The sequence below is a fragment of the Nitratireductor sp. StC3 genome (genome assembly GCF_003015025.1).
In the GTDB taxonomy this organism is placed as follows: domain Bacteria; phylum Pseudomonadota; class Alphaproteobacteria; order Rhizobiales; family Rhizobiaceae; genus Mangrovimarina; species Mangrovimarina alexandrii.
Genome location: NZ_PYBP01000007.1, coordinates 142,423 through 165,345 on the forward strand (window position 1 = coordinate 142,423; position 22,923 = coordinate 165,345).

20 protein-coding genes and 2 tRNA genes are annotated in these 22,923 nt (G+C 62.8%); 16 read left to right on the forward strand and 6 right to left on the reverse strand.

Annotation, left to right across the window (positions count from 1 at the left end; all coding sequences use genetic code 11):
* Nucleotides 1-46: 46 nt before the first annotated feature.
* Nucleotides 47-709 carry a response regulator transcription factor gene (locus C7T96_RS15800; RefSeq protein ID WP_106572212.1) on the forward strand — a complete coding sequence of 221 codons (663 nt, stop codon included), beginning with the start codon at nt 47-49 and terminating at the stop codon, nt 707-709.
* Nucleotides 710-713: 4 nt separating this feature from the next.
* Here C7T96_RS15800 and C7T96_RS15805 read toward each other — a convergent pair whose 3' ends face one another.
* Nucleotides 714-4,214, reverse strand: a complete 3,501-nt coding sequence (locus C7T96_RS15805; RefSeq protein WP_106572213.1) for a NahK/ErcS family hybrid sensor histidine kinase/response regulator — start codon at nt 4,212-4,214, stop codon at nt 714-716.
* A gap of 221 nt (nt 4,215-4,435) precedes the next feature.
* On the opposite strand from C7T96_RS15805, the gene mscL reads away from it, so the two are divergent.
* From mscL to galE, 3 genes are all read left to right on the forward strand, one after another.
* Nucleotides 4,436-4,861, forward strand: a complete 426-nt coding sequence (mscL, locus tag C7T96_RS15810; RefSeq protein ID WP_106572214.1) for a large conductance mechanosensitive channel protein MscL — start codon at nt 4,436-4,438, stop codon at nt 4,859-4,861.
* Nucleotides 4,862-5,038: 177 nt separating this feature from the next.
* Nucleotides 5,039-6,211, forward strand: a complete 1,173-nt coding sequence (locus C7T96_RS15815) for a pyridoxal phosphate-dependent aminotransferase (RefSeq protein ID WP_106572282.1) — start codon at nt 5,039-5,041, stop codon at nt 6,209-6,211.
* A 222-nt stretch (nt 6,212-6,433) separates the two neighbouring features.
* Nucleotides 6,434-7,426 carry a UDP-glucose 4-epimerase GalE gene (gene galE / locus C7T96_RS15820; protein ID WP_106572215.1) on the forward strand — a complete coding sequence of 331 codons (993 nt, stop codon included), beginning with the start codon at nt 6,434-6,436 and terminating at the stop codon, nt 7,424-7,426.
* Between the two features lie 259 nt (nt 7,427-7,685).
* Here the strand turns inward: galE and C7T96_RS15825 are convergent.
* Nucleotides 7,686-7,760 (reverse strand) — tRNA-Thr (locus C7T96_RS15825).
* 176 nt (nt 7,761-7,936) lie between these two features.
* Between C7T96_RS15825 and C7T96_RS15830 the strand changes: the two genes are divergently transcribed.
* From C7T96_RS15830 to C7T96_RS15880, 11 genes are all read left to right on the forward strand, one after another.
* Nucleotides 7,937-8,134 carry a hypothetical protein gene (locus C7T96_RS15830; RefSeq protein WP_199190492.1) on the forward strand — a complete coding sequence of 66 codons (198 nt, stop codon included), beginning with the start codon at nt 7,937-7,939 and terminating at the stop codon, nt 8,132-8,134.
* Nucleotides 8,135-8,270: 136 nt separating this feature from the next.
* Nucleotides 8,271-9,560 (forward strand): UDP-N-acetylglucosamine 1-carboxyvinyltransferase, encoded by a 1,290-nt coding sequence (murA, locus tag C7T96_RS15835; protein WP_106572217.1) that lies wholly within the window; start codon nt 8,271-8,273, stop codon nt 9,558-9,560.
* A gap of 116 nt (nt 9,561-9,676) precedes the next feature.
* Nucleotides 9,677-10,111 (forward strand): DUF2948 family protein, encoded by a 435-nt coding sequence (locus C7T96_RS15840; RefSeq protein WP_106572218.1) that lies wholly within the window; start codon nt 9,677-9,679, stop codon nt 10,109-10,111.
* A gap of 13 nt (nt 10,112-10,124) precedes the next feature.
* Nucleotides 10,125-11,417, forward strand: a complete 1,293-nt coding sequence (gene hisD / locus C7T96_RS15845) for a histidinol dehydrogenase (protein ID WP_106572219.1) — start codon at nt 10,125-10,127, stop codon at nt 11,415-11,417.
* A 7-nt stretch (nt 11,418-11,424) separates the two neighbouring features.
* Nucleotides 11,425-11,907: a UPF0262 family protein gene (locus tag C7T96_RS15850; protein ID WP_238719663.1), complete on the forward strand. Its 483-nt coding sequence runs from the start codon at nt 11,425-11,427 to the stop codon at nt 11,905-11,907.
* 14 nt (nt 11,908-11,921) lie between these two features.
* Entirely contained in the window at nt 11,922-12,401 is a 480-nt protein-coding gene (locus C7T96_RS15855) for a low molecular weight phosphatase family protein (protein WP_280951740.1), read from the forward strand.
* Between the two features lie 94 nt (nt 12,402-12,495).
* Nucleotides 12,496-12,714: a translation initiation factor IF-1 gene (gene infA, locus C7T96_RS15860; RefSeq protein ID WP_106572222.1), complete on the forward strand. Its 219-nt coding sequence runs from the start codon at nt 12,496-12,498 to the stop codon at nt 12,712-12,714.
* A 37-nt stretch (nt 12,715-12,751) separates the two neighbouring features.
* Nucleotides 12,752-13,384, forward strand: a complete 633-nt coding sequence (locus tag C7T96_RS15865; RefSeq protein ID WP_106572223.1) for a Maf-like protein — start codon at nt 12,752-12,754, stop codon at nt 13,382-13,384.
* 101 nt (nt 13,385-13,485) lie between these two features.
* A complete protein-coding gene (yacG, locus tag C7T96_RS15870) occupies nt 13,486-13,692 on the forward strand; it encodes a DNA gyrase inhibitor YacG (protein WP_106572283.1) in 207 nt (68 codons plus the stop codon).
* A gap of 315 nt (nt 13,693-14,007) precedes the next feature.
* Nucleotides 14,008-14,083: transfer RNA gene (locus tag C7T96_RS15875), tRNA-Phe, on the forward strand.
* 161 nt (nt 14,084-14,244) lie between these two features.
* Nucleotides 14,245-15,432 (forward strand): integrase arm-type DNA-binding domain-containing protein, encoded by a 1,188-nt coding sequence (locus C7T96_RS15880; RefSeq protein WP_106572224.1) that lies wholly within the window; start codon nt 14,245-14,247, stop codon nt 15,430-15,432.
* Nucleotides 15,433-15,714: 282 nt separating this feature from the next.
* On the opposite strand, the gene C7T96_RS15885 is transcribed toward C7T96_RS15880, so the two are convergent.
* The 4 genes from C7T96_RS15885 to C7T96_RS15900 form a co-directional block, all read right to left on the reverse strand.
* Nucleotides 15,715-16,566, reverse strand: coding sequence for a hypothetical protein (locus tag C7T96_RS15885; RefSeq protein ID WP_106572225.1), 852 nt, complete (start codon nt 16,564-16,566; stop codon nt 15,715-15,717).
* Between the two features lie 15 nt (nt 16,567-16,581).
* Nucleotides 16,582-17,520, reverse strand: coding sequence for a DUF6615 family protein (locus C7T96_RS15890; RefSeq protein ID WP_106572226.1), 939 nt, complete (start codon nt 17,518-17,520; stop codon nt 16,582-16,584).
* Nucleotides 17,521-17,632: 112 nt separating this feature from the next.
* A complete protein-coding gene (locus C7T96_RS15895; RefSeq protein WP_106572227.1) occupies nt 17,633-19,225 on the reverse strand; it encodes a reverse transcriptase domain-containing protein in 1,593 nt (530 codons plus the stop codon).
* 125 nt (nt 19,226-19,350) lie between these two features.
* On the reverse strand, nt 19,351-21,597 hold the full coding sequence (locus tag C7T96_RS15900; protein WP_106572228.1) for a DUF87 domain-containing protein: 2,247 nt from the start codon (nt 21,595-21,597) through the stop codon (nt 19,351-19,353).
* A gap of 254 nt (nt 21,598-21,851) precedes the next feature.
* Here C7T96_RS15900 and C7T96_RS15905 point away from each other — a divergent pair, with 254 nt between their 5' ends.
* Nucleotides 21,852-22,664, forward strand: a complete 813-nt coding sequence (locus tag C7T96_RS15905; RefSeq protein ID WP_106572229.1) for an IS5 family transposase — start codon at nt 21,852-21,854, stop codon at nt 22,662-22,664.
* Nucleotides 22,665-22,923: the final 259 nt, after the last annotated feature.

Below are 22,923 nucleotides of genomic sequence, written 5' to 3' on the forward strand. Positions count from 1 at the left end.
CGTCATCCGTTCGGGCAAGGAAACGGAGACAGGGAGGGCCGGGCGTTTGTCTTCAGGCTATACGTTCATCGTCGCGGACGACCATCCGCTGTTTCGTGGCGCGCTGAAACAGGCGCTGGTGTCGATGGACCGCGACATCACCATCCTCGAGGCCGGGACCTTTTCGGAAACCAAGGCGGCGGTATGCGGGCGTGACGATGTCGATCTTTTGCTGCTCGATTTGACGATGCCGGGGGCGAGCGGCCTGTCAGGCCTCGTCGCCCTGCGCGCCATCAATTCGGTCGTGCCGGTGGTTGTGGTGTCGGCGCGTGACGACACCGACACGATCCGGCGGGCGCTGGAGCTCGGCGCGTCCGGTTTTATCTCCAAATCCGCCAGCATGGACGAAATACGCATCGCCGTGACGACGGTACTCGAAGGCGGGGTTTCGGCCCCGACCGAAGAGGAGCTCGGTCCGGAATCGGATCCGGAAATCTTCGACCTGATCCGGCGCCTGCGGTCCCTGACACCGCAACAGGCGCGCGTGCTCAATATGCTGGCCGACGGGCTGCTCAACAAGCAGATCGCCTACGAACTTGGTGTGTCGGAAGCGACGGTGAAGGCTCACGTTTCCGCAGTGTTGCAAAAGCTCGATGTCGACAGCCGCACCCAGGCGGTCATCCAGCTTGCCCGGATCGGCGCCGACGCCCTTCTCGCGCCGGAAAACTAGGGACTTATTCGGCCGCGGGGCTGATCCGCTGCCAGCGCGCCAGCAGGCTGCGCAATTGCGCGGGCTTGATCGGCTTGTTGAGCACCGGCACGTCGATTTCGGTTGCCTGGTCGCGGACGTCGGCGGAGCGGTCCGCGGTCAGCAAAATTGCCGGGATCGTTTCCTTGTGCAGTTTGCGCAGTGCCTTGACCACGGCCACCCCGTCATCGTCATTGTCGAGGTGATAATCGGCCAGGATGACGTCGGGGGCGCCGCGCTCGGCGCTGCCGCAGCCGCGATAGGCAGCCAACCCGGTTGCCGTCGTCACGTCGCAGCCCCAGCCCTCGAGAAGCAGGCGCATGCCGTCCAGAATGCGGTTTTCATTGTCGATGCACAACACGCGTAGCCCGGCCAGCGAGTAGGCCGCGCGCGGCTCGCCCGCCGCCCGTTCCGCCGCCCGTTCCGCGATTGCGGGCGCGACCGGCAGGATCACCGAAAACACCGTGCCGCGGCCATGATGCGAGCCGATCCTGATCTCGAGCTGCAACACGCGTGCGATACGGTCGACGATCGACAGGCCGAGTCCCAGGCCCTGGGCCTCGCGCGCACCGGCGTCGAGGCGATGGAATTCCCGGAAAACCGTGTTGAGCTGGTCGGCGGGAATGCCGATCCCCGAATCGAGCACCTGGATTTCGACCAGGTCGCCGCGTCGCCGCGCACCGACCAGCACGGTGCCGTTGCGTGTATATTTGATCGCATTGGACACGAGGTTCTGCAACAGGCGGCGCATGAGGTTGCGATCGGTGGCCACCGTCAGCGAGGACGGTACGATGCGCAGATCCAGGCCTTTCTCGCGGGCAAGCGGCAAAAAATCGGTTCCGATCTGGCGCATCAGGCCCTCGAGACGGAAGGCGCTGGCGGCGGGTTTCATCGCACCGGCATCGAGACGGGAAATGTCGAGCACCGCGCCGAGGATGAATTCGACCGATTCCAGCGAGGAGTCGATCGCCGCTGCTGCGGCCGAAACCGGCTCCTCGCTGGTCCGCTCGATCAGCGAGGAACAATAAAGCCGCGCCGCATTCAGCGGTTGCAGGATGTCGTGGCCGGCGGCGGCCAGAAACCGCGTTTTGCCGAGATTGGCCTCCTCGGCCAGCATCTGCGCCTGGGCAAGCTCCTCGTTGACCCGTGTCAGTTCGCCGGTGCGGTCTGTGACCCGTTGTTCCAGCGTCTCGTTGGCGGCCTTGAGGGCCAGATCGGCGCGCACGCGCTGGGTGATGTCGGCATAGGTGGCGACGATCCCGCCATCAGGCATCGGATTCGACCGCACTTCGATGATGCGGCCGCTGGTGAGAAGTTCGATCAACCAGGGCTTGCCGAAACGCGTCAACCGGTCGATCGTGTCGGCCTCCGTGCCGTCGGCGATGTCGCCGCGACTGGCGAGCGCGTCGACGACCTGGCCGAGCGACACGCCGACGCGGCCGAGCTCGTCCGGCAGGTCGAACAGGGTCCGGAACTGCCGGTTCCAGCAGGTCAGCCGGAAATCGCGGTCGAACACCGTGATGCCTTCCTCCATCTGGTCGAGCGCGATCTGCAAGAGGTCGCGATTGTGCTGCAGCGCCTCGGAGGCGTCGTCCAGGAGGCGGTAGGCGTCCTTGGCCGAGGGGTCGTTGCGCTGGAAAAGCAGCGACAGAACCAGCCGCGCCGACGACGAGCCGACGGCACTGGCCAGCAACTGCTCGGAATAGCGGATCAGCGCCATGTCGGCCTGCTCGTTGCCGGAAATCCGCCGGCCCTCCGAGCGGGCGAAGCTCTCAAAGGAGCGTTCGGTACGTTCGACGCCGAGATAACGCGAGATCGTGTCTTTGAGGTCGTTGACCGTGACCGCGGTGCGAAAGCGGCGCAGGCTCGGCATCGGACTGACGTCGCGCGGCACGAAGATCGAGGCCTGAATGCGCTCCAGCGGCACGGCCTGCCGCGACAGCGAGCCGAACACGAAACCGATCGTGTTGAGCAGCAGGCTCCAGAACGTGCCGTGGTTGAGCGGCTCGGCTTCAACGCCGAACAGCGCCTGCGGGCGCAGCGCCTCCAGGCCGAACAGCCCATTGACGATAATGTCGGTGTCGGGCGGCGCGATTGACGGCAATAAAAGCGTGTAAAACCAAGTCAAGATACCGACCGTCATGCCGATCAGGGCGCCGCGCGCATTGGCGCCGCGCCAGAACAGCCCGCCGAAGAAGGACGGTGCGAACTGGGCGATGGCGGCGAACGACATCAGCCCGATCGAGGCCAGACGCGTATTGTAGGTCGATTCCCGGTAATAGAGAAACGCCACGAACAGGATGCAGAAGATCGCCGCGCGCCGGACATTGAGGATGACGGTCGTCCAGTCTTCGTGCTCGCGCCTTCCATGCGTCAAAAGCCGGCGAAACATAAGCGGAATGACGAGATCGTTGGAAATCATGATCGACAGCGCGACGCTGGCCACGATCACCATGGCCGTGGCTGCCGACAAACCGCCGATAAAGGCGATCATCGCCAGCAGATCGTGGCCGCTCATCAGCGGCAGCGACAGCACGTAGAGGTCCGCGCTCGTCTGCCCGCCGACGACGGCCAGCCCGGCAAACGCGATCGGCAGCACGAACAGGTTGATCGCCACCAGATAGGCCGGAAACACCCAGCTCGCGCGGCGCAGCTCCGTCTCGCTGCGGTTTTCAACGATCATCACGTAGAACTGGCGCGGCAACATGATGATGGCGAACGCGCTCAGGCCCGTCAGCACGAACCAGGTGGCAAGCGAGGTCGGATAGGCCAGCGCCGCGTCGACTGCGGCATCGGCGGCGACCATGTCGATCAGCCCGCCGGCGCCGTCGAACAGCACGAACGCGACCATGGCGCCGAGCGCCAGGAAGGCGGCGAGCTTGACCACCGATTCGACCGCGACCGCCAGCACCAGCCCGTCCTGGTGTTCGGTCGCGTCGGAGTGGCGCGTGCCGAACAGAACGGCGAAAAGTGCCAGAAGCAGTGCGACCAGCAGCGAGATGTCGCCGAGGAACAGGTCGATGGCCGGCGGCGCGCCGTTATAGTGCTCGACCATCAGGCTGACGGAACCCGAGATGGCCTTCAATTGCAGCGCGATATAGGGAACCGCCCCGACGGTGGCGATGAGCGTGGCGATCGCCGCGACCGCGAAACTCTTGCCGTAGCGCGCCGACAGGAAGTCGGCGATCGAGGTGATCTTTTCGGCTTTCGACAGGCGGATGATCCGGCGCAGTAGCGGAAATCCGAACAGGAACACCAGCGTCGGGCCGATATAGATGGCGATGAACTCGAAGCCGCGCTCGCTCGCCAGCCCGACCGAGCCGAAAAAGGTCCATGAGGTGCAATAGATCGCCAGGCTGAGCGCGTAGATGATCGGGCGCGAGCGCATCGTGTCGCGATTGGCGGCGCGTCGGTCGCCGATGCTGGCAATCGCAAACAGCATGGTGACATAGGCGATGGCGATGATAACGACGACCCAACCGCTCAACGACGTTCCACCTCCCGTCCCTGTCGTGCGATCATGATCGGCAGCGTTTCACCGCGGCGGCGAAATTGCAATTGATGCTTTGGAGGCACAGCCACCTGGCCGTGATGGCAATGGCGCCGATTTGTGCCGCGGTCGGCATTTTCTTTGAGCCGCCCGCCAGTATAGTCACTGTCGGCGGCGCGCTCGCGCGGCCGGGGGATTCGGCGTTAGGAGAACAGTATATGCTGAAGGAATTTAAGGAGTTCGTCGCCAAGGGCAATGTCATGGACCTTGCCGTCGGCGTCATCATCGGCGGTGCGTTCGCGCTGATCGTGAAATCGCTGACCGACGATATCATTATGCCGATCGTGGGGGCGATCTTCGGCGGTTTCGATTTTTCCGACTATTTCGTGCCGCTGTCGTCGAGCGTTACCGCCGCGACGCTGGACGCGGCGCGCGAGCAAGGTGCCGTACTCGCCTACGGTAATTTTATCACCGTGCTGCTCAATTTCCTGATCCTGGCCTGGATCATCTTCCTGATGGTCAAGGCGGTCAACAATCTGCGTCGCCGGCTGGAGGCCGAAAAGGAAGCTGCTCCGCCGCCGGCGCCTCCGGCCGACGTGAAGTTGCTGACCGAGATCCGCGACCTGTTGGCCAAGGGCAAATAGGCGCGGCGAGAAGGAGGTTGTGCGGGCGGCGAACCGACCTGGGCGGTTTTCGCTATATCCCGTGCGACAGCAGCAAGACGATCATGGCGGCGAGACAGCCGCCGCCATGATCTAGCGCATTGGCGCGGCGCAAGGGCCTGCCGCGCCGGTTTGGTTGATTGTTTGCCGGAGCCGGACGTGTCGTCGAAGCTTTTTCATCACCTGCGCGATGAAGCGCGGCGTGCGCCCGAAAGCGGCATCACCGCCGTTATCGGTCATGGTCGCGGCCGCCCGGGTCTCATTCCACTCTGGGTCGGAGAAGGGGATCTGGCCACGCCCGGTTTCATCTGCGACGCGGCCGTCGACAGCCTGCGCGGCGGCGACACGTTTTACACCTGGCAGCGCGGCATCCCGGAGCTGCGCGCCGCGCTCGCCGCCTATTACCGGCGTCAGTTCGGAGCGGATTTCTCCGACGAGGAGTTCATCGTCACCGGCGGCGGCATGCATGCCATCCTGCTCGCGTTGCAGGCGGTGGCCGGCCATGGCGACGAGGTCGTTTATATCGCGCCGGCCTGGCCGAATTTCGCCGCCGCTGCCGAAATCGCCGGCGCGCGTGCCGTGCCGGTCGAGCTCGACCTGTCGGAGAATGGCTGGACGCTGGACCTGGCCCGGCTGGAGGCGGCGATCACCCCGCGCAGCCGTGCCATATTCGTCAACTCGCCGTCGAACCCGACCGGCTGGACCGCGGACAGGTCGACGCTGGAACAGCTGCGCGACAGCGCCCGCCGCAAGGGGCTTTGGCTGATCGCCGACGAGATCTATTCGCGCTTCCATTATGACGATGCGCGCGCGCCGTCTTTCCTCGACGTGACGCAGGCCGGCGACAGCATCCTGTTCGTCAACAGTTTTTCCAAGAACTGGGCAATGACCGGCTGGCGGATCGGCTGGTTGCGAATTCCGCCGCATTTGCAGCAATCGTTCGAAAACCTGGTGCAATATTCCAATTCCGGAGTGCCGCATTTCCTGCAGCGCGGCGCGGTTGCGGCGCTGGAACAGGGCGACGCCTTCGTGGACGAACAGGTTGAACGCGCGCGCACCGCCCGCGACCGTATCTGCCGCGCCTTGACGGCGACCGGGCGGGTGCGGCTGGCGGTGCCCGAAGGCGCGTTCTATCTCTTCTTCGGTATCGCCGGAGTGACGGATTCGCACCGCGCCGCGCTCGACATTATCGACGAAGCCAATGTCGGCCTGGCACCGGGCGCGGCGTTCGGCGCCGGCGGCGAAGGGTTTTTCCGCTTGTGCTTCCACCGGCGTCTCGACCATGTCGAGGAAGCTGCGGCACGGCTTGCGGACTGGATCGTCGCGCGCTAGCGCCGGGCGTCGGGCCACATCCCGCCCGGGCCCGCCGGCGGTGCCGTCTTAACCTTCCGCTAGGGCAAAGCTGCGCATGATGCGCGATGACCGCGCTGCATTCAGGTTCTGGCGTATTGTTGAATCGCGGATTTTCACCGGCGTGCGGCGGACCGCCCACGCGCCGCTGCGCCATTGCCGATGCCGCCCGGAGACAGAGGCGAGCCAAACGGGGGTAGGGCGATGGCGGTGCTTATCACCGGCGGAGCCGGCTATATCGGCAGTCACATGGTCTGGGAATTGCTCGACCACGGCGAGGACGTCGTCGTCGTCGACAATCTGGCGAGCGGTTTCGAATGGGCCGTCGCGCCCGAGGCGGCGTTTTATCGGGGCGATGTCGCCGATTCAGCGCTCGTGCGGCGCGTGATCGCGGCACACGGGATCGAGGCGGTGATCCATTTCGCCGGATCCGTGGTGGTCCCCGACTCCGTCGTCAGGCCGTTGGCCTATTACGAAAACAACACCTGCAAGTCGCGGGCCCTGATCGAGAGTGCCGTCGACGGCGGCGTGCGCCATTTCATCTTTTCGTCGACCGCCGCGGTCTATGCCGCCGGCGGCGTCGAGCCGCTCGACGAGAACGCGCTGGTCGCCCCGCAAACGCCTTACGGCATGTCGAAGCTGATGGTCGAGCAGATCCTGTGCGATGTTGCCGTTGCCCATCCCCTCGACTACGCCGCCTTGCGCTACTTCAACGTCGCCGGGGCCGACCCGAAGGGGCGCGCGGGCCAGTCAACGGCGGGCGCCACCCATTTGGTCAAAGTCGTCTGCGAGGCCGCGCTCGGCAAGCGCAACCAAGTCGATATTTTCGGCACCGATTACGATACCAGGGACGGAACCGGCGTGCGCGACTTCATCCACGTCAGCGACCTGGTGCGTCTGCATCGGCTCGCCCTGCAGCGCCTGCGCGCCGGCGGCGGAAGTCTGATCGCCAATTGCGGCTATGGCCATGGCTATTCCGTGCGCGAGGTGATCGAAAGCGCCAAAAAGATCTCCGGCCGCGACTTTGCAGTCCGCGAGGCCGCGCGGCGCCCGGGCGACCTCGCCAGCGTCATTGCCGATGCCGCGCGCGCGCGCAAGGAGCTCAAATGGGCACCGGGCTTCGACGATCTCGACGAGATCGTGGAATCCGCGCTCGCCTGGGAAGATGACCTGTCGCGCAAGAATTCGGCCGCCTGACCGCGGTGCCGTTCGGCCGCAGGCCTTCACATTTCGGTAATCATCCCCATATAGGGTCCAAGCAGATTGCTTCCATCGCCGACCACGGATGTACTGGCGGGATGTTGAGGCAGTGGAGAAAGGTCGGGTTTGCCCCGGCCTTTTTCGTTTTTTGCGCGGTTTTTCCGGCGAGGCATGCGGGGTGCGCGCGCGGCTGGCCTTTGGCCACGACCGGCAACCGTGCGGGAAAAGCGCTCGAAACCAAGGGAAGTTATGCGTCTGGTGCTGCCGGAGAGATTTGAACTCTCGGCCTCTCCCTTACCAAGGGAGTGCTCTACCCCTGAGCTACGGCAGCAGTCCGTGCGACGCGGCGGACTTCTGGCATATCGCACAGGCAAGCGCAAGCAGCCGGCCGCCATTTTTGACAGCGCCGCAAAGCCGTCGCCGGGGCTCGGTTTTCGGCACGGTTGATCGACGCCCATCGGGCGGGCTATTTCTGGGGCGACCATTTTACATCGGGCCGGGGAGACGATGGCCGACAAGACGCACAAGCAGGACGACGGCGCGGCGCGCAAAGCGCGGCTCGCCGGACAGCTGCGCGCCAATCTCGCACGCCGCAAGGCGCAGGCGCGTGCGCGCCGCGCCGGCGAGGCCGATCAGCGCCCCGACGGCCTCGATGCCACATGCGCCGAAAACGGTGAAAAGACAGCGCGAGACGACGGGCAATAGATGCACCGCCTGATTTCGGCCTTGTTGCCGGCTAGAGGTTTTGCGGGGATTTTCTTGAACCGGGCGGCCGGCTGACATAGACCGGCTCGTCAAGAAAGCAACACCAGCGGGCGCGGAAGCGCCGAAAGCGGGTTTAATGGACAAGATCAGGATCGTCGGCGGCAACACTTTGAACGGGGCGATCCCCATTTCCGGCGCGAAGAACGCGGCCTTGCCGCTGATGATCGCCGCGCTTTTGACCGACGATACGCTGACCCTGGAAAATGTCCCGCATCTGGCCGACGTCGAGCAGCTGATCCGCATTCTCGGCAATCACGGGGTGGACTATTCGGTCAATGGGCGCCGGGAAAGCCAGGGCGACGGCTATTCGCGCACCATTCATTTTACCGCCCGCAACATCGTCAACGCCACCGCGCCCTACGAGCTGGTTTCCAAGATGCGGGCGAGTTTCTGGGTGATCGGCCCCTTGCTGGCGCGTATCGGCGAGGCGCGCGTGTCGCTGCCGGGCGGCTGCGCCATCGGCACGCGGCCGGTCGATCTGTTCATCGACGGGTTGCGCGCGCTCGGCGCGGAGATCGACATCGACAACGGATATGTCGTCGCCCGCGCCAGGAACGGGCTTGCCGGCGGCCGTTATGTCTTTCCCAAGGTTTCGGTCGGCGCCACCCATGTGTTGATGATGGCGGCGTCGCTGGCCAAGGGCGAAACGGTGATCGAAAACGCCGCGCGCGAACCCGAGGTCGCGGACCTTGCCAATTGTCTCAACGCCATGGGCGCACGCATATCCGGCGCCGGAAGCGACACCATCCTGATCCAGGGCGTAAGCGCATTGTCAGGGGCGCGCCACCGCGTCATCCCCGACCGGATCGAGACCGGCACCTATGCGATGGCGGTGGCGATGACCGGCGGCGACGTGCTTTTGGAAGGCGCGCGCGCCGACCTTCTCGAAACCGCGCTCGAGGCGATCGCGCGCACCGGCGCCGAGATCAGCACCACCAATGAAGGCATCCGCGTCGCCCGCAACGGCGCCGGCATCGCGCCGGTCGACATCTCGACCGCACCGTTTCCGGGCTTTCCGACCGACCTGCAGGCCCAGTTCATGGGACTGATGACCCGCGCCGAGGGCCGCGCGCGCATCACCGAGACGATTTTCGAAAACCGCTTCATGCATGTCCAGGAACTGGCCCGGCTCGGCGCCCATATCAGCCTGTCGGGGCAGACGGCGATCGTGGAGGGGGTGCCGCAACTGAACGGTGCGCCCGTCATGGCGACCGATCTGCGCGCTTCGGTGTCGCTCGTCATTGCTGGCCTGGCCGCCCAGGGAGAGACCACGGTCAATCGGGTCTATCATCTCGACCGCGGTTTCGAGCGGCTGGAAGAAAAGCTCTCGCGCTGCGGGGCCGAGATCGAACGTATTTCCAGCTGAGCGTGCTGTTTGGCCGCTCGTGCAGCCAAGGAATCGCGGCGCCGGATTGCGCTTGCCGAAAAGACCGCCTAACACAGGCGCGAACTGGCACACCGACCGGAACCGAGCCGATATCCATGTCTTTTCTGAAACTTGTGGCGCTCGACACCGACGATCTCCGCATCATCTCGGCCCACGTCCAGGACGCGGTGATCAAGATCGGCGACATCGACTATCTGCCGCGCGAGCGGCGGGTGGTGCTGCCGATGAACCGGTTCGTGTGGGAAGCGCCGAAAAAGCTGCTGGTGCCGCACAATGAGCGCCGCAACGCGATCCTGCATTTCGACCGCGTCCTGTCGGTCAAGTCCGCCGGCATTGCTCGCGAGAAACCCGACGACGTCCTGTCGCTGCTTGCCCTGCGCTTCATCGAGGGCGACGCGCCGGGCGGGGTGGTCGAGCTGGTTTTCGCCGGCGGCGGCGTGCTGCGGCTCGCGGTCGAGTGCATCGAGGCGCAACTGGCCGATCTTGGCGGCGCCTGGGAGGCGCGCGCCCGGCCCAGCCACGGTATTTGAGGAACGGCCGGCAATGGCAATCACACTCGATGCGCAGAAGGCCGATTTCGAGACGCGCTTCGCGGCCTTTCTGGAAACCAAGCGCGAGGTTTCCGACGACGTCGACCAGACCGTTCGCGACATCGTTGCCGATGTGCGGGCACGCGGCGACGAAGCCCTCATCGACTATACGAAACGCCTCGACCGCAATTCCCTGAGTGCCGAAACGCTGCGCGTCGGCGAGGCTGAGTTCGACACCGCGCTCGCCGCCGCCGATCCGGAAACGGTCGAGGCACTGGAGCTGGCCCGCGACCGGATTTCGGCCCATCACCGGCGCCAGTTGCCGGCCGACGACCGCTATACCGATGCGTTGGGCGTCGAGCTCGGTTCGCGCTGGACGCCGGTGGAATCGGTCGGGCTCTACGTACCCGGCGGGACCGCGAGCTATCCCAGCTCGGTGCTGATGAACGCCGTGCCCGCGCGGGTTGCCGGTGTGGAGCGTATCGTGATGACCGTGCCGGCGCCCGACGGCGTGCTCAACCCGCTTGTGCTGGTGGCCGCGCGCCTGGCCGGCGTGTCGGAGGTCTACCGCCTCGGCGGCGCGCAGGCGGTCGCCGCGCTCGCCTACGGTACCGGGACGGTTCGGCCGGTGGCCAAGATCGTCGGGCCGGGCAACGCCTACGTCGCGGCCGCCAAGCGCCAGGTGTTCGGCAAGGTCGGCATCGACATGATCGCCGGCCCCTCCGAGGTGCTGGTCGTTGCCGACGCCGACAACGATCCCGAATGGATCGCCGCCGACCTGCTTGCCCAGGCCGAACACGATACCGCCGCCCAGTCGATCCTGATCACCGACGATGCTGCGTTCGCGGCAGCCGTCGAGACCGCCGTCGACGGTCAGCTCAAGCAGTTGACGCGCGGCGAGACCGCGGCGGCGAGCTGGCGCGATTTCGGCGCCATCATCTTGGTGCCGTCGCTCGACCGGGCCGTCGCGCTTGCCGACCGGATCGCGCCCGAACATCTCGAACTTGCCTTCGACGACGCCGAAGCCTTTGCCGCGCGGGTGCGCAATGCCGGCGCGATCTTCATCGGTCGCTATACGCCGGAGGTGATCGGCGACTATGTCGGCGGCTCCAATCACGTCCTGCCGACCGCGCGCTCGGCACGGTTTTCTTCCGGTCTGTCGGTACTCGATTTCGTCAAGCGCACCTCGATCCTGAAACTGGGATCGGAGCAGTTGCGGGCGCTGGCGCCGGCGGCGATCGCGCTGGCCGAGGCCGAGGGGCTGGGCGCCCATGCCCGCTCCGTGGCCATCCGGCTCAACATGTGAGGCGGTGGTGGAACAGGGCACCGGCACCAAGTCCCGCCTTGTCGACGTCGTCCTCGATGAATCGATCGGGCGCTCGACGCCCGATGTCGAACATGAACGCGCCGTCGCGATTTTCGACCTGATCGAGGAAAACCACTTCCGCCCCGTCGGCGACGACGGCGGCCCCTATCGGTTGCGCCTGTCGTTGGCCGAATCCCGGCTGGTGTTCGAGGTATCGCGCGAGGACGGCGCCGCCGTCGTCACCCATATTCTGTCACTGACGCCCTTTCGGCGCATCGTGAAGGATTACTTCATGATCTGCGAAAGCTATTATCAAGCCATCCGTAGCGCCACGCCGTCGCAGATCGAGGCGATCGACATGGGCCGGCGCGGGCTCCACAATGAAGGCTCGCAGACATTGATGGATCGGCTCGCCGGCAAGATCGATGTCGATTTCGACACGGCGCGGCGGCTGTTCACGCTGATCTGCGTGCTGCATTGGCGTGGGTGAGGGCGCTCTTGAGTGTGCCGGACGTTCCCGCATCCAACCCGTCGCCGGGTATCGGTCGCGCCGCGCCCAACTCCATCCTTTTCGTGTGCGGCATGAACGCGATCCGCTCGCCGATGGCCGAGAGCATCGCGCGTGCGCTGCTGCCGGCCAATGTGTTTCTGGCCTCGGCCGGCGTGCGGGCCGGCGAGCGCGACCCGTTCGTCGATGCCGTGCTTGCCGAGAACGGCCTCGCGCCGCTTGAGCGCCCCCCGCGCATGCTCGACGATCTGGAGGACGACTATTTCGACCTGATCGTCACGCTGGCGCCCGAGGCGCATCACGCCGCGCTCGAACTGACGCGGGCACTGTCGGTGGAGGTCGAATACTGGCCCACGCCGGACCCCTCGATCGTCTCGGGCTCGCGCGAAAACATCCTCGCCGCCTATCGCGAGGTGCGCGATCGCCTCGAAGCCCGGATTCGCGATCGCTTCGGCGGCGGCGCGCCGGCGCAATAAGCGTGTTCACAAGTGCGGGATAATCATATAGGTTCCGCGCGATCTGCGGCCCGCCCGGGTGCCGGCCGCATATGTTCTCAAGAAAAGGTACCGAATGTCGAAGGAAGAAGTCCTCGAATTTCCGGGCACCGTCACGGAATTGCTGCCCAATGCAATGTTCCGGGTCAAGCTCGAAAACGAACACGAAATCATCGCCCATACGGCTGGACGGATGCGCAAGAATCGCATTCGCGTTCTGACCGGCGACAAGGTTCTGGTCGAAATGACGCCCTACGATCTCACCAAGGGCCGCATCACCTACCGCTTCAAATAGCGCTGGCCCAAACCGGCCGCGTGCCGACGGTTCATTCATGAGCGTATTCCAGAATCTGGTGCTGGCCTCGGGGTCGCCGCGACGCATCGAACTGCTGCAGCAGGCCGGCATCGAGCCGGATCGCGTCTTTCCCGCCGACATTGACGAGACGCCGGCCAAGGCCGAGCATCCGCGCTCTCTGGCCAAGCGCCTGTCGAAGACCAAGGCCGAAAAGGCGTTTTCGGCGCTGTCGGAGGAGGACGGTTTCGAGGGCGCCTTCATCCTGGCCGCAGACACTGTGGTGGCGGTCGGGCGCCGCATTCTGCCCAAGACCGAGCTGCTCGACGAAGCCTCCAACTGTCTGCGACTGTTGTCGGGGCGTTCCCACCGCGTCTATACGGGCATCTGCCTGAAGACGCCGTCCGGCAAGACGCGCCAGAAGCTGGTCGAGACCAGGGTGCGCTTCAAGCGGCTGTCGCGCGAGGAACTGGAGAGTTATCTCGCCTCCGGCGAATGGCGCGGCAAGGCCGGCGGGTATGCCGTGCAGGGGCTTGCCGGCACCTTCGTCGTCAAGCTGGTCGGTTCCTATTCCAACGTCGTCGGCCTGCCGCTCTACGAAACCGTCGGTCTGCTGACCGGCGAGGGCTACAAGGTGCATTTCGCCTGGCTCTCGGGCGCCCGCACCGCCTGACGGACGATGCCCGAGCCGACAGGCTTGTTTGACGCCGCGGCCGACAATCCGATATGGCGGGGCCGAAGGACCGGTTTTTTGGCGCAGCCGCTGAGATCGAGATGAACACTGCACACGACCCCAAGGTGACGCCGCTCAGGCCGCGCGCCAAATGCCCCGAATGCGGCAAGCCGTCGGCGCGCCCCACCTTTCCCTTCTGCTCGACGCGCTGCAAGGAGGTCGATCTCAACCGCTGGCTTTCCGGCCGCTATGCCATTCCCGGCGAATCGGCCGATATCTCCGGTGACGGCGACGACGGCCAAGCCTGACACGGGCCGGTTCGCCCCGGTCTCGGCCCGCTCGCCCGGCGTGAATCGGCGCCGGTCAGGCCGTTGCGAGGACATCTGGTATCTTGAAACGGGGCGCCGTTTCGGCCCTCCGCTGCGTTTCGCGCCCGGTCTTCCGCGATTGCCGGGCCCGTGTGCCGGGGCGTCGGGAGGCGCGGGAAAACGGGTTCGTCCGCGCCTGCGAATTTTCCCTGTGGCGACGCTGGACAGGGGCCAAACTCGTGCTATAACCCACGCGCTTTCGGGCTGGTTCGCGCCGGCCTTCAGCACTCCGGCCGGCGGTCGACCGCTAGCCGTGCCCAGGTAGCTCAGTTGGTAGAGCAGCGGATTGAAAATCCGCGTGTCGGTGGTTCGATTCCGCCCCTGGGCACCATTAGCCCTTCCCATAGCTTCTCATAGCGTCCCTCCCATCAATAAAAATCAATGAGTTAGCTGGTTCTGGCTGCTCATGGCGCCCCGCCACATACCATTGCAACGCATCAGTTTGTGGGTAACGATCCGGGTATTACCCATTACCCCGGAGGCCCGTTACCCATGCCGCTTTCCGACTTCGCCTGCAAGAACGCCAAACCCAAGGACAAGCCGTATCGTCTCGCCGACGGCGACGGGCTCTATCTCCTCGTCCAAAAAAGTGGCTCCAAGCTCTGGCAATTGCGCTATCGCTACCTGGAGAAGGAAAATATCCTCTCCTTTGGGAAATACCCGCTGGTGTCGCTTCTCGACGCGAGAGAGAAGCGCGACGAAGCCAAGAGGCTGCTTATTGCCGGTATCAACCCCTCCACAAAACGCAAGGAGGAGAAGATCGCGGCCATCACGGAAGCGCGCACCACGTTCGGCCTGATCGCCGAGGAATACGTCAAGCGGATGGAGGAACGGAAGGCGGCGGCGGCCACCGTCACCAAGACCAAGTGGCTCCTCGAAGACCTAGCCAGCCCGCTCGCCAGGCGTCCCATCAAAGAGATCACCCCGGCCGAAATCCTCCAGCTCCTCCAGAAGATCGAGAAGAGCGGTCGAAGAGAGACGGCGCGGCGCTTGCGCGGCGTGATCGGCAGTGTCTTTCGGCTGGCCATTGTCACCCTCAGGGCTGAAACCGACCCTACCCTGGCCCTCCAGGGCGCGCTCCAGCCGCCGAAAGCCAATGGCCGTGCCGCTATCACTGATGAGAGAAAATTCGGTCAGCTCCTAGTGGCGATCGATGACTACGACGGCTGGCCGACCATCAAAGCTGCTCTCCAGTTCCTCGCCCTCACCTGTGTCCGTCCCGGCGAGGTACGGGGAGCGGTCCGCGACGAGTTCGACCGAAAGAAGGCTGTTTGGCGCATTCCCGCCGAGCGTATGAAGATGCGCGTTCCGCACGACGTGCCGCTGTCCAAACAGGCGCTCCGAGTGTTGGAAGAGGTCTGGCCACTTTCCGAACACGGTGGTCTGGTCTTTCCTTCGATCCGTTCGACCAAGCGTCCGCTTTCCGAAAACGCCATGAATGCCGCGCTGCGGCGTATGGGGTACAGCAAGGACGAAGTGACCGCGCACGGCTTCCGGGTGACCGTGAGCACCATCCTCAACGCCCGCAACTACGATCCAGACGTAATTGAGGCGGTCCTGGCGCATCAGGACAAGAACGCCATCCGGCGGACCTACAACCGCGCCACCTATTGGGAGCAGCGGGTTACGCTGATGCAGGAGTGGGGAGATTTGCTAGACGCATTAAAGGCGGGCCGTTAGTTTTACGCGCATTCCACGGCCGGCTCGCGGCCTCCAGGTGGCATAATCGTCGCCAGCGGCATAAGCAGTTAAGCCGCTCAATGGGCGGCCACCTCGCGATCAGGTTCAGGCTCTGGGGCTAGGCAGCGCGATCGTATTCGTCGGATCTCACGCGTTCGGATCCCGCCCAGTCCGCCGGGGCGAAAACGATGAAACCGAGAACTACGTCTACGCTATAGCCCTCCATGGTTCTCCTTAATGCAAATTTCTAAGGACAGTAGAACGGGTTGGTCGAATCGTATTTCAGCCAACCCGATCCAGCTTACCATCCGGCCCAAGGTCGAGCGGAAAATTCCAATGCGAGGGGAGCACAGGATCGGAGGACTGAAGCAAGGTAGGCGAGCAGTTCTCTTCCGGGGACAGGTCGGTCAGAAAAAGGCAGATCGGCGCCATCAGCGGCTTCGAGAGTTCGTTGAAGATGATCTCGACCTTTACTTCAAGATGCCGCTGCCGGTTGGCGAATCCGGCGAAGAGGCGTCCTCGACGGCCGTCCGCTAGGATGATTGCCGAGCCGTGCATGAGGGCGATCGCGTAAAGCGCGAGGAAGGTGCGCGTCTCCTCAGAAAAACCGCCATCTCCCGGTTTAGTGATGCCGGTTCGGAGCAACACCTCTATGAACTCGGCGGCAAGCTGCGCGGCAGTAAAGGCAGGCTTCCAGATGAACCGGTTACCAAGGTAGTCGAGCGTCTGGACTTCCTTGTCAGTCGGCCTCTTTCCCTGCTCGACTTTGACCAGCGCTCGTTGCAGCCGCTGCTTGGCAGACGATCGCTTACAACCACATCCAGCCTTTAGCTGCTCGTCGGATGCGAGCCGGAAATTTGCGTGGGCGGCGCGGGCGATGTCCGCCCAAGTCGGTTCGCGGCCGCGCATCTTTGAGCTCCAGACATCCACACTAGTGAACACGTCCCGGCCGACTTGGGTTATGAGGCCCTTCTCGCGGGTGTCGCGGTGGGCGACGAAGTCTCCGATTTCACGAAAACAGGCCTGAAAGCCGGCGCGTGCTCTGAGTCCGAGAAACAGGCGATCGAGGTCGGCCACGCGACGGTCGCCGGCCATGAGCCGGCGGGCACGGTGACGAAGGTCCTCGTCGAGCATGTCTTTTGAGACCTCCTACTCGCCGTCGCTTGGAGTGGGACTGGCCGACACAAACGTCAAGCGCCAGCGGTTAAGCCCGGGCGTAGGCCCTGCGCCTTCTTCTCTTCGGTTCAAAACGTCTTGCACGTCATCGGGTATGCGGTCCGATACCTCGGGAACGTCGGGGAGGGTGTCGCCAGGTTGTTCGGCTAGATCAGCGCTCTCCAGTAATGCCGCTGCCCTGAGATCAAGTACGCGGGCACGAACACCAGCTGGAGTGGGCGGCATCGCGACGCCCAGGACGCGACGGCCTGCGGATACACTAAGATACATGGGTGATGAGACCGCTCCGGGTGCAAATGCGAAAGGTGGTACCGGCGCGATCATAGCTGGGCAGAACAGAGCCGACAGCGGTGCCAGCTTCGGTGCGATAACCCGCAGGCTCTTATTGCTCGTGCGGAGGGTGCGCGTGGTTGCGGCCTTGACAAGCCGCTCGATCACGAAGCCGTCGGCAATGTTGACGCCGGCGATCGATGTATTACCGGAACGCCGCGCCATCTCACAGGTGCCGGCGGCATGATAGAAGATATAGAGCGGGTACGTCGACGACCTTGGCAGGCGCGCAGCATCGCACAACGCCTCCGCTTGTAATTTGCCTCCCGAGCCGGACGTGTGCAGCAGTTCCCGGTAGCAGTGTCGCGTCCATATCGACCCGTCGCCATATGCCTGCTTGGCTTGCAACATGAGGCGGAAGAACGTTGACGTGCGCCTGTCAACGAAGTTCCACTCCATATCGGCACCGGTGATCGGCTCGTCCGGGAACTCAACAACTAGACGTCCGCCTCCAGCCGTGATGAGCCCACCCATCAAAATGTCTGTAACAGTCTCTTCCCGGAAACGACGGCGCAACATGCGCCCCTGGTTGAGAAACTGTTCAACGAATAGGGGAAACTGGTGTGAGAAAGTACAGAGCATCGTTTCGCAATACAGCCTCAGAACGGGTCAAGCCGCAATTTCATCTCTGTCGTAGCCATGTTTAAATCGCGAGGGGCCGCTCCGTTGTACCTGCTGCAAGTATACATATTTACTATTCAACATGAGATTCTACTGAGACGCCAAGCTTTACGATTAACTTATCCTTGTTGGATTTCGCCCATTTAAGGAATAGGTGGCAGGTCGGCCCTGAGAAGATCGGTTTGAGCGTAACGAGCCAGTTTTCATATTCGTCCTTCGGCAAGCACGCGGCGCCGGAAATGAATGCGGGCTGCTCGAAGGGCGGAATTTGCCCGGCAGCGGCTTTGTTCATGCGAAAGAAATGTTTGTTGTTGGTCCTACTCCGGATAATATGAAGCTGCCTCTTATCCAGTAGCGACGATAGGTTTTCGATTTTCTGGAACTGTATACCTGTGATCGGCACGGTGCCGCGCACGAACAGTTCCAGTAGCCAGGTTCGCATGACTTGGATGCTGGACGCGGGGGGTTCCAAGACTGCTGAAATAATGCTCTCCGTGAGGTCGTTGAAGCAGCCAGGGACTTCCTCCTCCAACGCCTGCATCAGAAGGCTAACCTCCTTAGCGAACACCGCAAGTTCCGAAAAGTTCGATATGATGTATTCGATGGCATCTGGGGGCTTTGCGATCTTAAGGGCGCGGAAAATAACCTTGATACGGCCAACATCATAGTCCTCCTTGCCGATTTCCTCCTGAAGAAACCCAAGCAAATTAAGTGTTTTGAGAGCCTCTACATCCTCAGGATCTGGCGATTCCTCGAAATAGATGTCCGCAGTTAAGGTTTCGAGCGCCTCTCCCTCGGCTTCCTCCGATATGTCACTGGTCAGCCCTTTGAGCGTTTCCAAATACGCCGTCCGGGACATGACCCTCGTCTTTGCAGCATTGAGCGATAAGCCCTCGTTTATGCTGAGCTGCTGGGCAAGAAAGCTTAGGACGTCATACGGATTGTCGCCGGCGTTCAGAAAGATGCGGAAGTCATCGACAAATCGCGTGGCTATGATGCCGTGGTCTATGAGCGCCTTGTCAGTGTCGGAAAGTGCCAGCTCAGCCAGCAGTCTCGCCGCAGTACCGCCAACCGGCAATCCAAACGACTGCTTCGCCCGGATGACCTTGATCACTTTCTTGATGTATCTTGCCGCGCCGTTCGCGGGGGCGGCCTCGTCGAGTAGATTTTCCAAGCGGTGAAAATTTATGCGGGCATAGAAGTCCGAGATGTCCGTCAGCACCACCTGCTTTATCTTGAGGCTACCCTGAATTCGGTTCTGCTGCGCATGGAGCCAATCCTTAAATGTACGGTTTGGCAGGAACAGTGACTCCTCGGTCGCACTGTCGAAACGATACGAAAACGCTTCAAGACCTTTCGGATCAGGTCGCCTAGCTTCGATCAGAGAGCCGATCTCTATGACCGCGGCAAGAAGCAGGACCGTGTCCACAGCACTCAACTGATGAGTAATCCTGAAACCGAAACGGCTCTTCGGCGCAAGAGCCTCGAACGCGCCACCTGGGTTATAGGAATCAAGGTCAAGTTCCTTGAGTTCAGTCACGATGGCTGCACTCTCGTCCCGAAAGAACGCAAGCTCCGGCAAATGGGGGAACACATCGGTGTCACCGTATTTGCAAAGATGCTTGATTGCTTTCTCAAGTGCTGAAACGGGGAGTTTGAACGACACGACTGCCTACCTTGTGTATTAAGAGTGGTGGTATGAATATGACTGATGGTTCTGACAAATATAACGGCATTCCGCTTTCCACCGATTCCGTCCGTGTGTGGCAAGCATCGAGACATGCATTTAGCTTAGAACGGAATTTGGTCGTCGACTTCGTTCGCCTGCTCGGCAGGCTCCGGCTCGTCTTGAGGCGCTGGCGCAGCAGGCAATGGCTGGACCGGATGTGCTGCGCGGAAAGCATCGAGGAAGGGTTGGTGGTCATTCAAGCGCACGAGGACCGGATTCTCGCAGGACGAGGCCTTGCCGAAAATTACGGCATGCCGCGCTTCGAGGCTGGGAAGTACGCCTGCATAGTCGCGGCCGATGTAGTTGGACAGGAATTCCTTTCCCGTATCGTCGAAGGTTCTCATGGCGAAGATCGTGTTGCATTGATTGAGGATCGTCTTGGTCACATTGGCCGTGCGCTGCGTGATGAGCAGACAGCCGAGACCGTATTTGCGTCCTTGCAGGATCGCCCGCGCGCTCCGCGCCGTTGCCGCCTTATCTCCTTCTGCAACCACCGAGTTCCATTCAGGGACAAGTGAATGTGCTTCTTCGTAGATGAGGCAGACCCGCGCCTGGTCGATCATGCCGAGTTCCTGGCACACCGTTAGGGCGGCATCTGATATGATCGCTGTTATTTCGGTGGGCGTTAAGGACGCCATAGATGCGTCGCCGGTCTTGTAGTCCTTGAAGCCCGTTTGCCTCCACACATCGAACGCTGCGGGATTCAGAACGCGCAGATTGCGGCCATCCTCGACAACGAACGCGCGTAGCTGTTCCGCGAGCTTCTGCGAAAATTGATTAATGGTACCGCCTTCCTCGCGGTTCTGTTCGGCTTTGCCTCGACCGCCAGCCTTTTGCAGTTCGTCATCCAACTGCTGTTCATGCGCGTCATCCAAGAACTCGCTCAGCAGCTTGGCGTACTGGTCCGTCAAATCGAGGCAGATCACCTTTATTCCATCGGCGATCATCCGCTCGACCAACTCGATCGACAGGTAGCTCTTGCCAATGCCGAGAATGCCGAGGATCGCAGTGTTATGCGTCACCGCGTCCGAGATATTCAGTCCAACGCCGAAATTCGTACTCGGAAAATGTCCGACCGCGCCGGGAGAGACGGCTTGCTCGTGGGAATCCAGCAGAAAGACGGGCGCATTGATCCGGGGCAGCCATTTCACTGGTACGAATTTTTCGGCCTCTGCGTCCCACCGGCCGATCTTCCGGGCCTTGGCCCGCGCATAGCCGTAAGTGTTCTTCTGCTGGACGATTTCCTCTCTCGTCAGTCCGTCGATGATCTGGAAAATAACGTGATGGTCGCCGATGCGGGCTTCCACCAGCCGCCCCTCCGCTAGGTCCCTGTCTTCCGTGACTTCAAACAACACGTAGTCGAGATTGGTGTCGCTGACGACTACGCCGCACAGACGACTGATCCATTGGATGGCGGGCACATCGGCCAGTTCTTCCGGCGCGGCGGATAGTGCGAGGGCGATACCTGTGCCCCGTGCCTTCGGCAACTTGCTGATACGGCTCTTGAGGCCTTCCGGCAGCCGCACGGTGAGCACACGAAGCAGGTTGCCCTCGTCGCGCCCGACATAGTTCAGGGCGACACCCAGCATCCACGGCCCGTTATTGTCGGCAACCACCATGGGCGTGCCGCGCGGCACGCTGCTATCGCCGAGCTGCCGCACCAGTACGATTCCTGGCGACTGATAGGCCGCTATCGCGCCGATGACCTGATCGGCCCTGACCACGCCCCATTGTTCTCTGGCCCAATCGACGAAGCTTAGGACCGACTCCACGGGCCGCAGGACGACGATCACAGCCCAGGCGCTGAGAATGGCCGTAACCTCGTCGGCGCGGGTCCGGTGAAAGAGCCAGGCGCACAGCAGGATGACGATCGTGAAGATCACGACCGGGCTTCCCAGCCCGCGAACCGCCTTGTCCGCGAGCCGAACGAGGGGGCGGGTTTCCGCGCCGACCGGGGCCCTGATGAGCAGGACTAGGACGGATATGACACATATGACGGCGCAGAGCGCAATAATGGCCCGCAACAGCACGGCATCGGCGCTGCCCGGCGCAACGACAAGGGACCCCGCTATCAGCGCCGCCAGCGCCATGAATGCGTTCGTGGCCGCGTCCGCCGGAGGCGTGAAATGCGGATTGAGCAGGCGGCTGCCAAACAGGAGACTGGCGAATCCGCTATACAGCCAGATGGCGTTCTCGTTGGGCGTGAAGCCCGTCGAGACCACCCAATACTGGACCGTCCCCAGCAAAGCGGCGTAAATCAGCAGGCTGGCGACCCTATGTCGCGTCTGTCGTCTTGCTGCCTCCACCATCGCCCCCCTCGTGCATTTTGCCGCTATGGGGAAGGTAGAAGATAGCCCTTGTCGAGTCGATCACCTAGATTTGGCACCATACAACATCTATCTCGAGTTGATCTCTCTCAGTCCTAACTAAAAGGCTACAGGTACAGGCGGAGTTGGAGCGGCCAATACTATAATCTCACTCTAAGAGCCCGTGCCGAAACGGTTGAGTAGCTGGCGCGGTCGTGATTCCGAATTGGGTGTCGAAGCCTATTCGGAGAGACCTGATGTGGACGCCAGCTACCCGCCGCCAGCATAGCCGAGAGCACCTGCGTTACGAAACCGACTTGAAGGATCGGGAATGGAGTTTGATCGCGCCGATGATGCCGGGGGCGGCGAAGACGGGACGGCCGCGCCGATGGCCGCTGCGCGAGATCATGAACGCGATCTTTTACGTCATGCGCGGCGGCATCGGCTGGCGGCTTCTGCCGTCGGACTTCCCGCCCAGAAGCACAGTGTTCCGCTGGTTCCGCCGCTTCCGCGACGAGTGCCTGTTCGAAAAGATCAACCACCGTCTGCTGATGCTGGACCGCGAGCGCTGCGGACGCGAGGCCTCGCCCACGGCCTCGATCATCGACAGCCAGACGGTCAAGACCTGCGAGAGCGGCGGGCCGCGGGGCTATGACGCCGGCAAGAAGATCAAGGGCCGCAAGCGCCACGCCCTCGTCGATACCGACGGCCGGGCGCTGGTGCTGTTCCCGCACCCCGCCAGCATCCAGGACCGCGACGGTGCAGGCCCCGTTCTGCAAGCCTCACGGCGGCCGTTCCCCTTCATCCGCAAGGTCTTCGCCGATGCCGGCTATCAGGGTCCGCGGGTAGCCGAAGCCACCTCCATCGCCGTCGAGATCGTCAAGCGCAAGCCCGACCAGATCGGATTCACGGTCCAGCCAAGGCGGTGGGTAGTCGAGCGCTTCTTCGCGTGGGTCAGCCGCAACCGCAGGCTATGGAAGGATGCAGAGGCCACCATCGAATCCGCCACCGCATTCCTCTACGCTGCAGCCGTCATGATCCTCGTCAGGCGCATCGCACGAAACTCATGAGCGGTTTCGGCACGGACTCTAAGAGCGGGCGGTCGGTAAAAAGCCAAATCTGGTCATGCCCACCCTGTTCGCCGATGGATGCAAAGGGCATTTTAGCGCATTATCGGCGGTTGTACTCATAGGGCGATTCTGCGTGGTAGAGCGTGCAAGAACCTGCCCCTTAGATCAACTGCCTAGCAACCACCTATCTGATTGATAATTAAGGAGATACCCGGTGAATTTGTGCTGCAATAGGCGGTGTTTGGCGGGCCGTGACCGA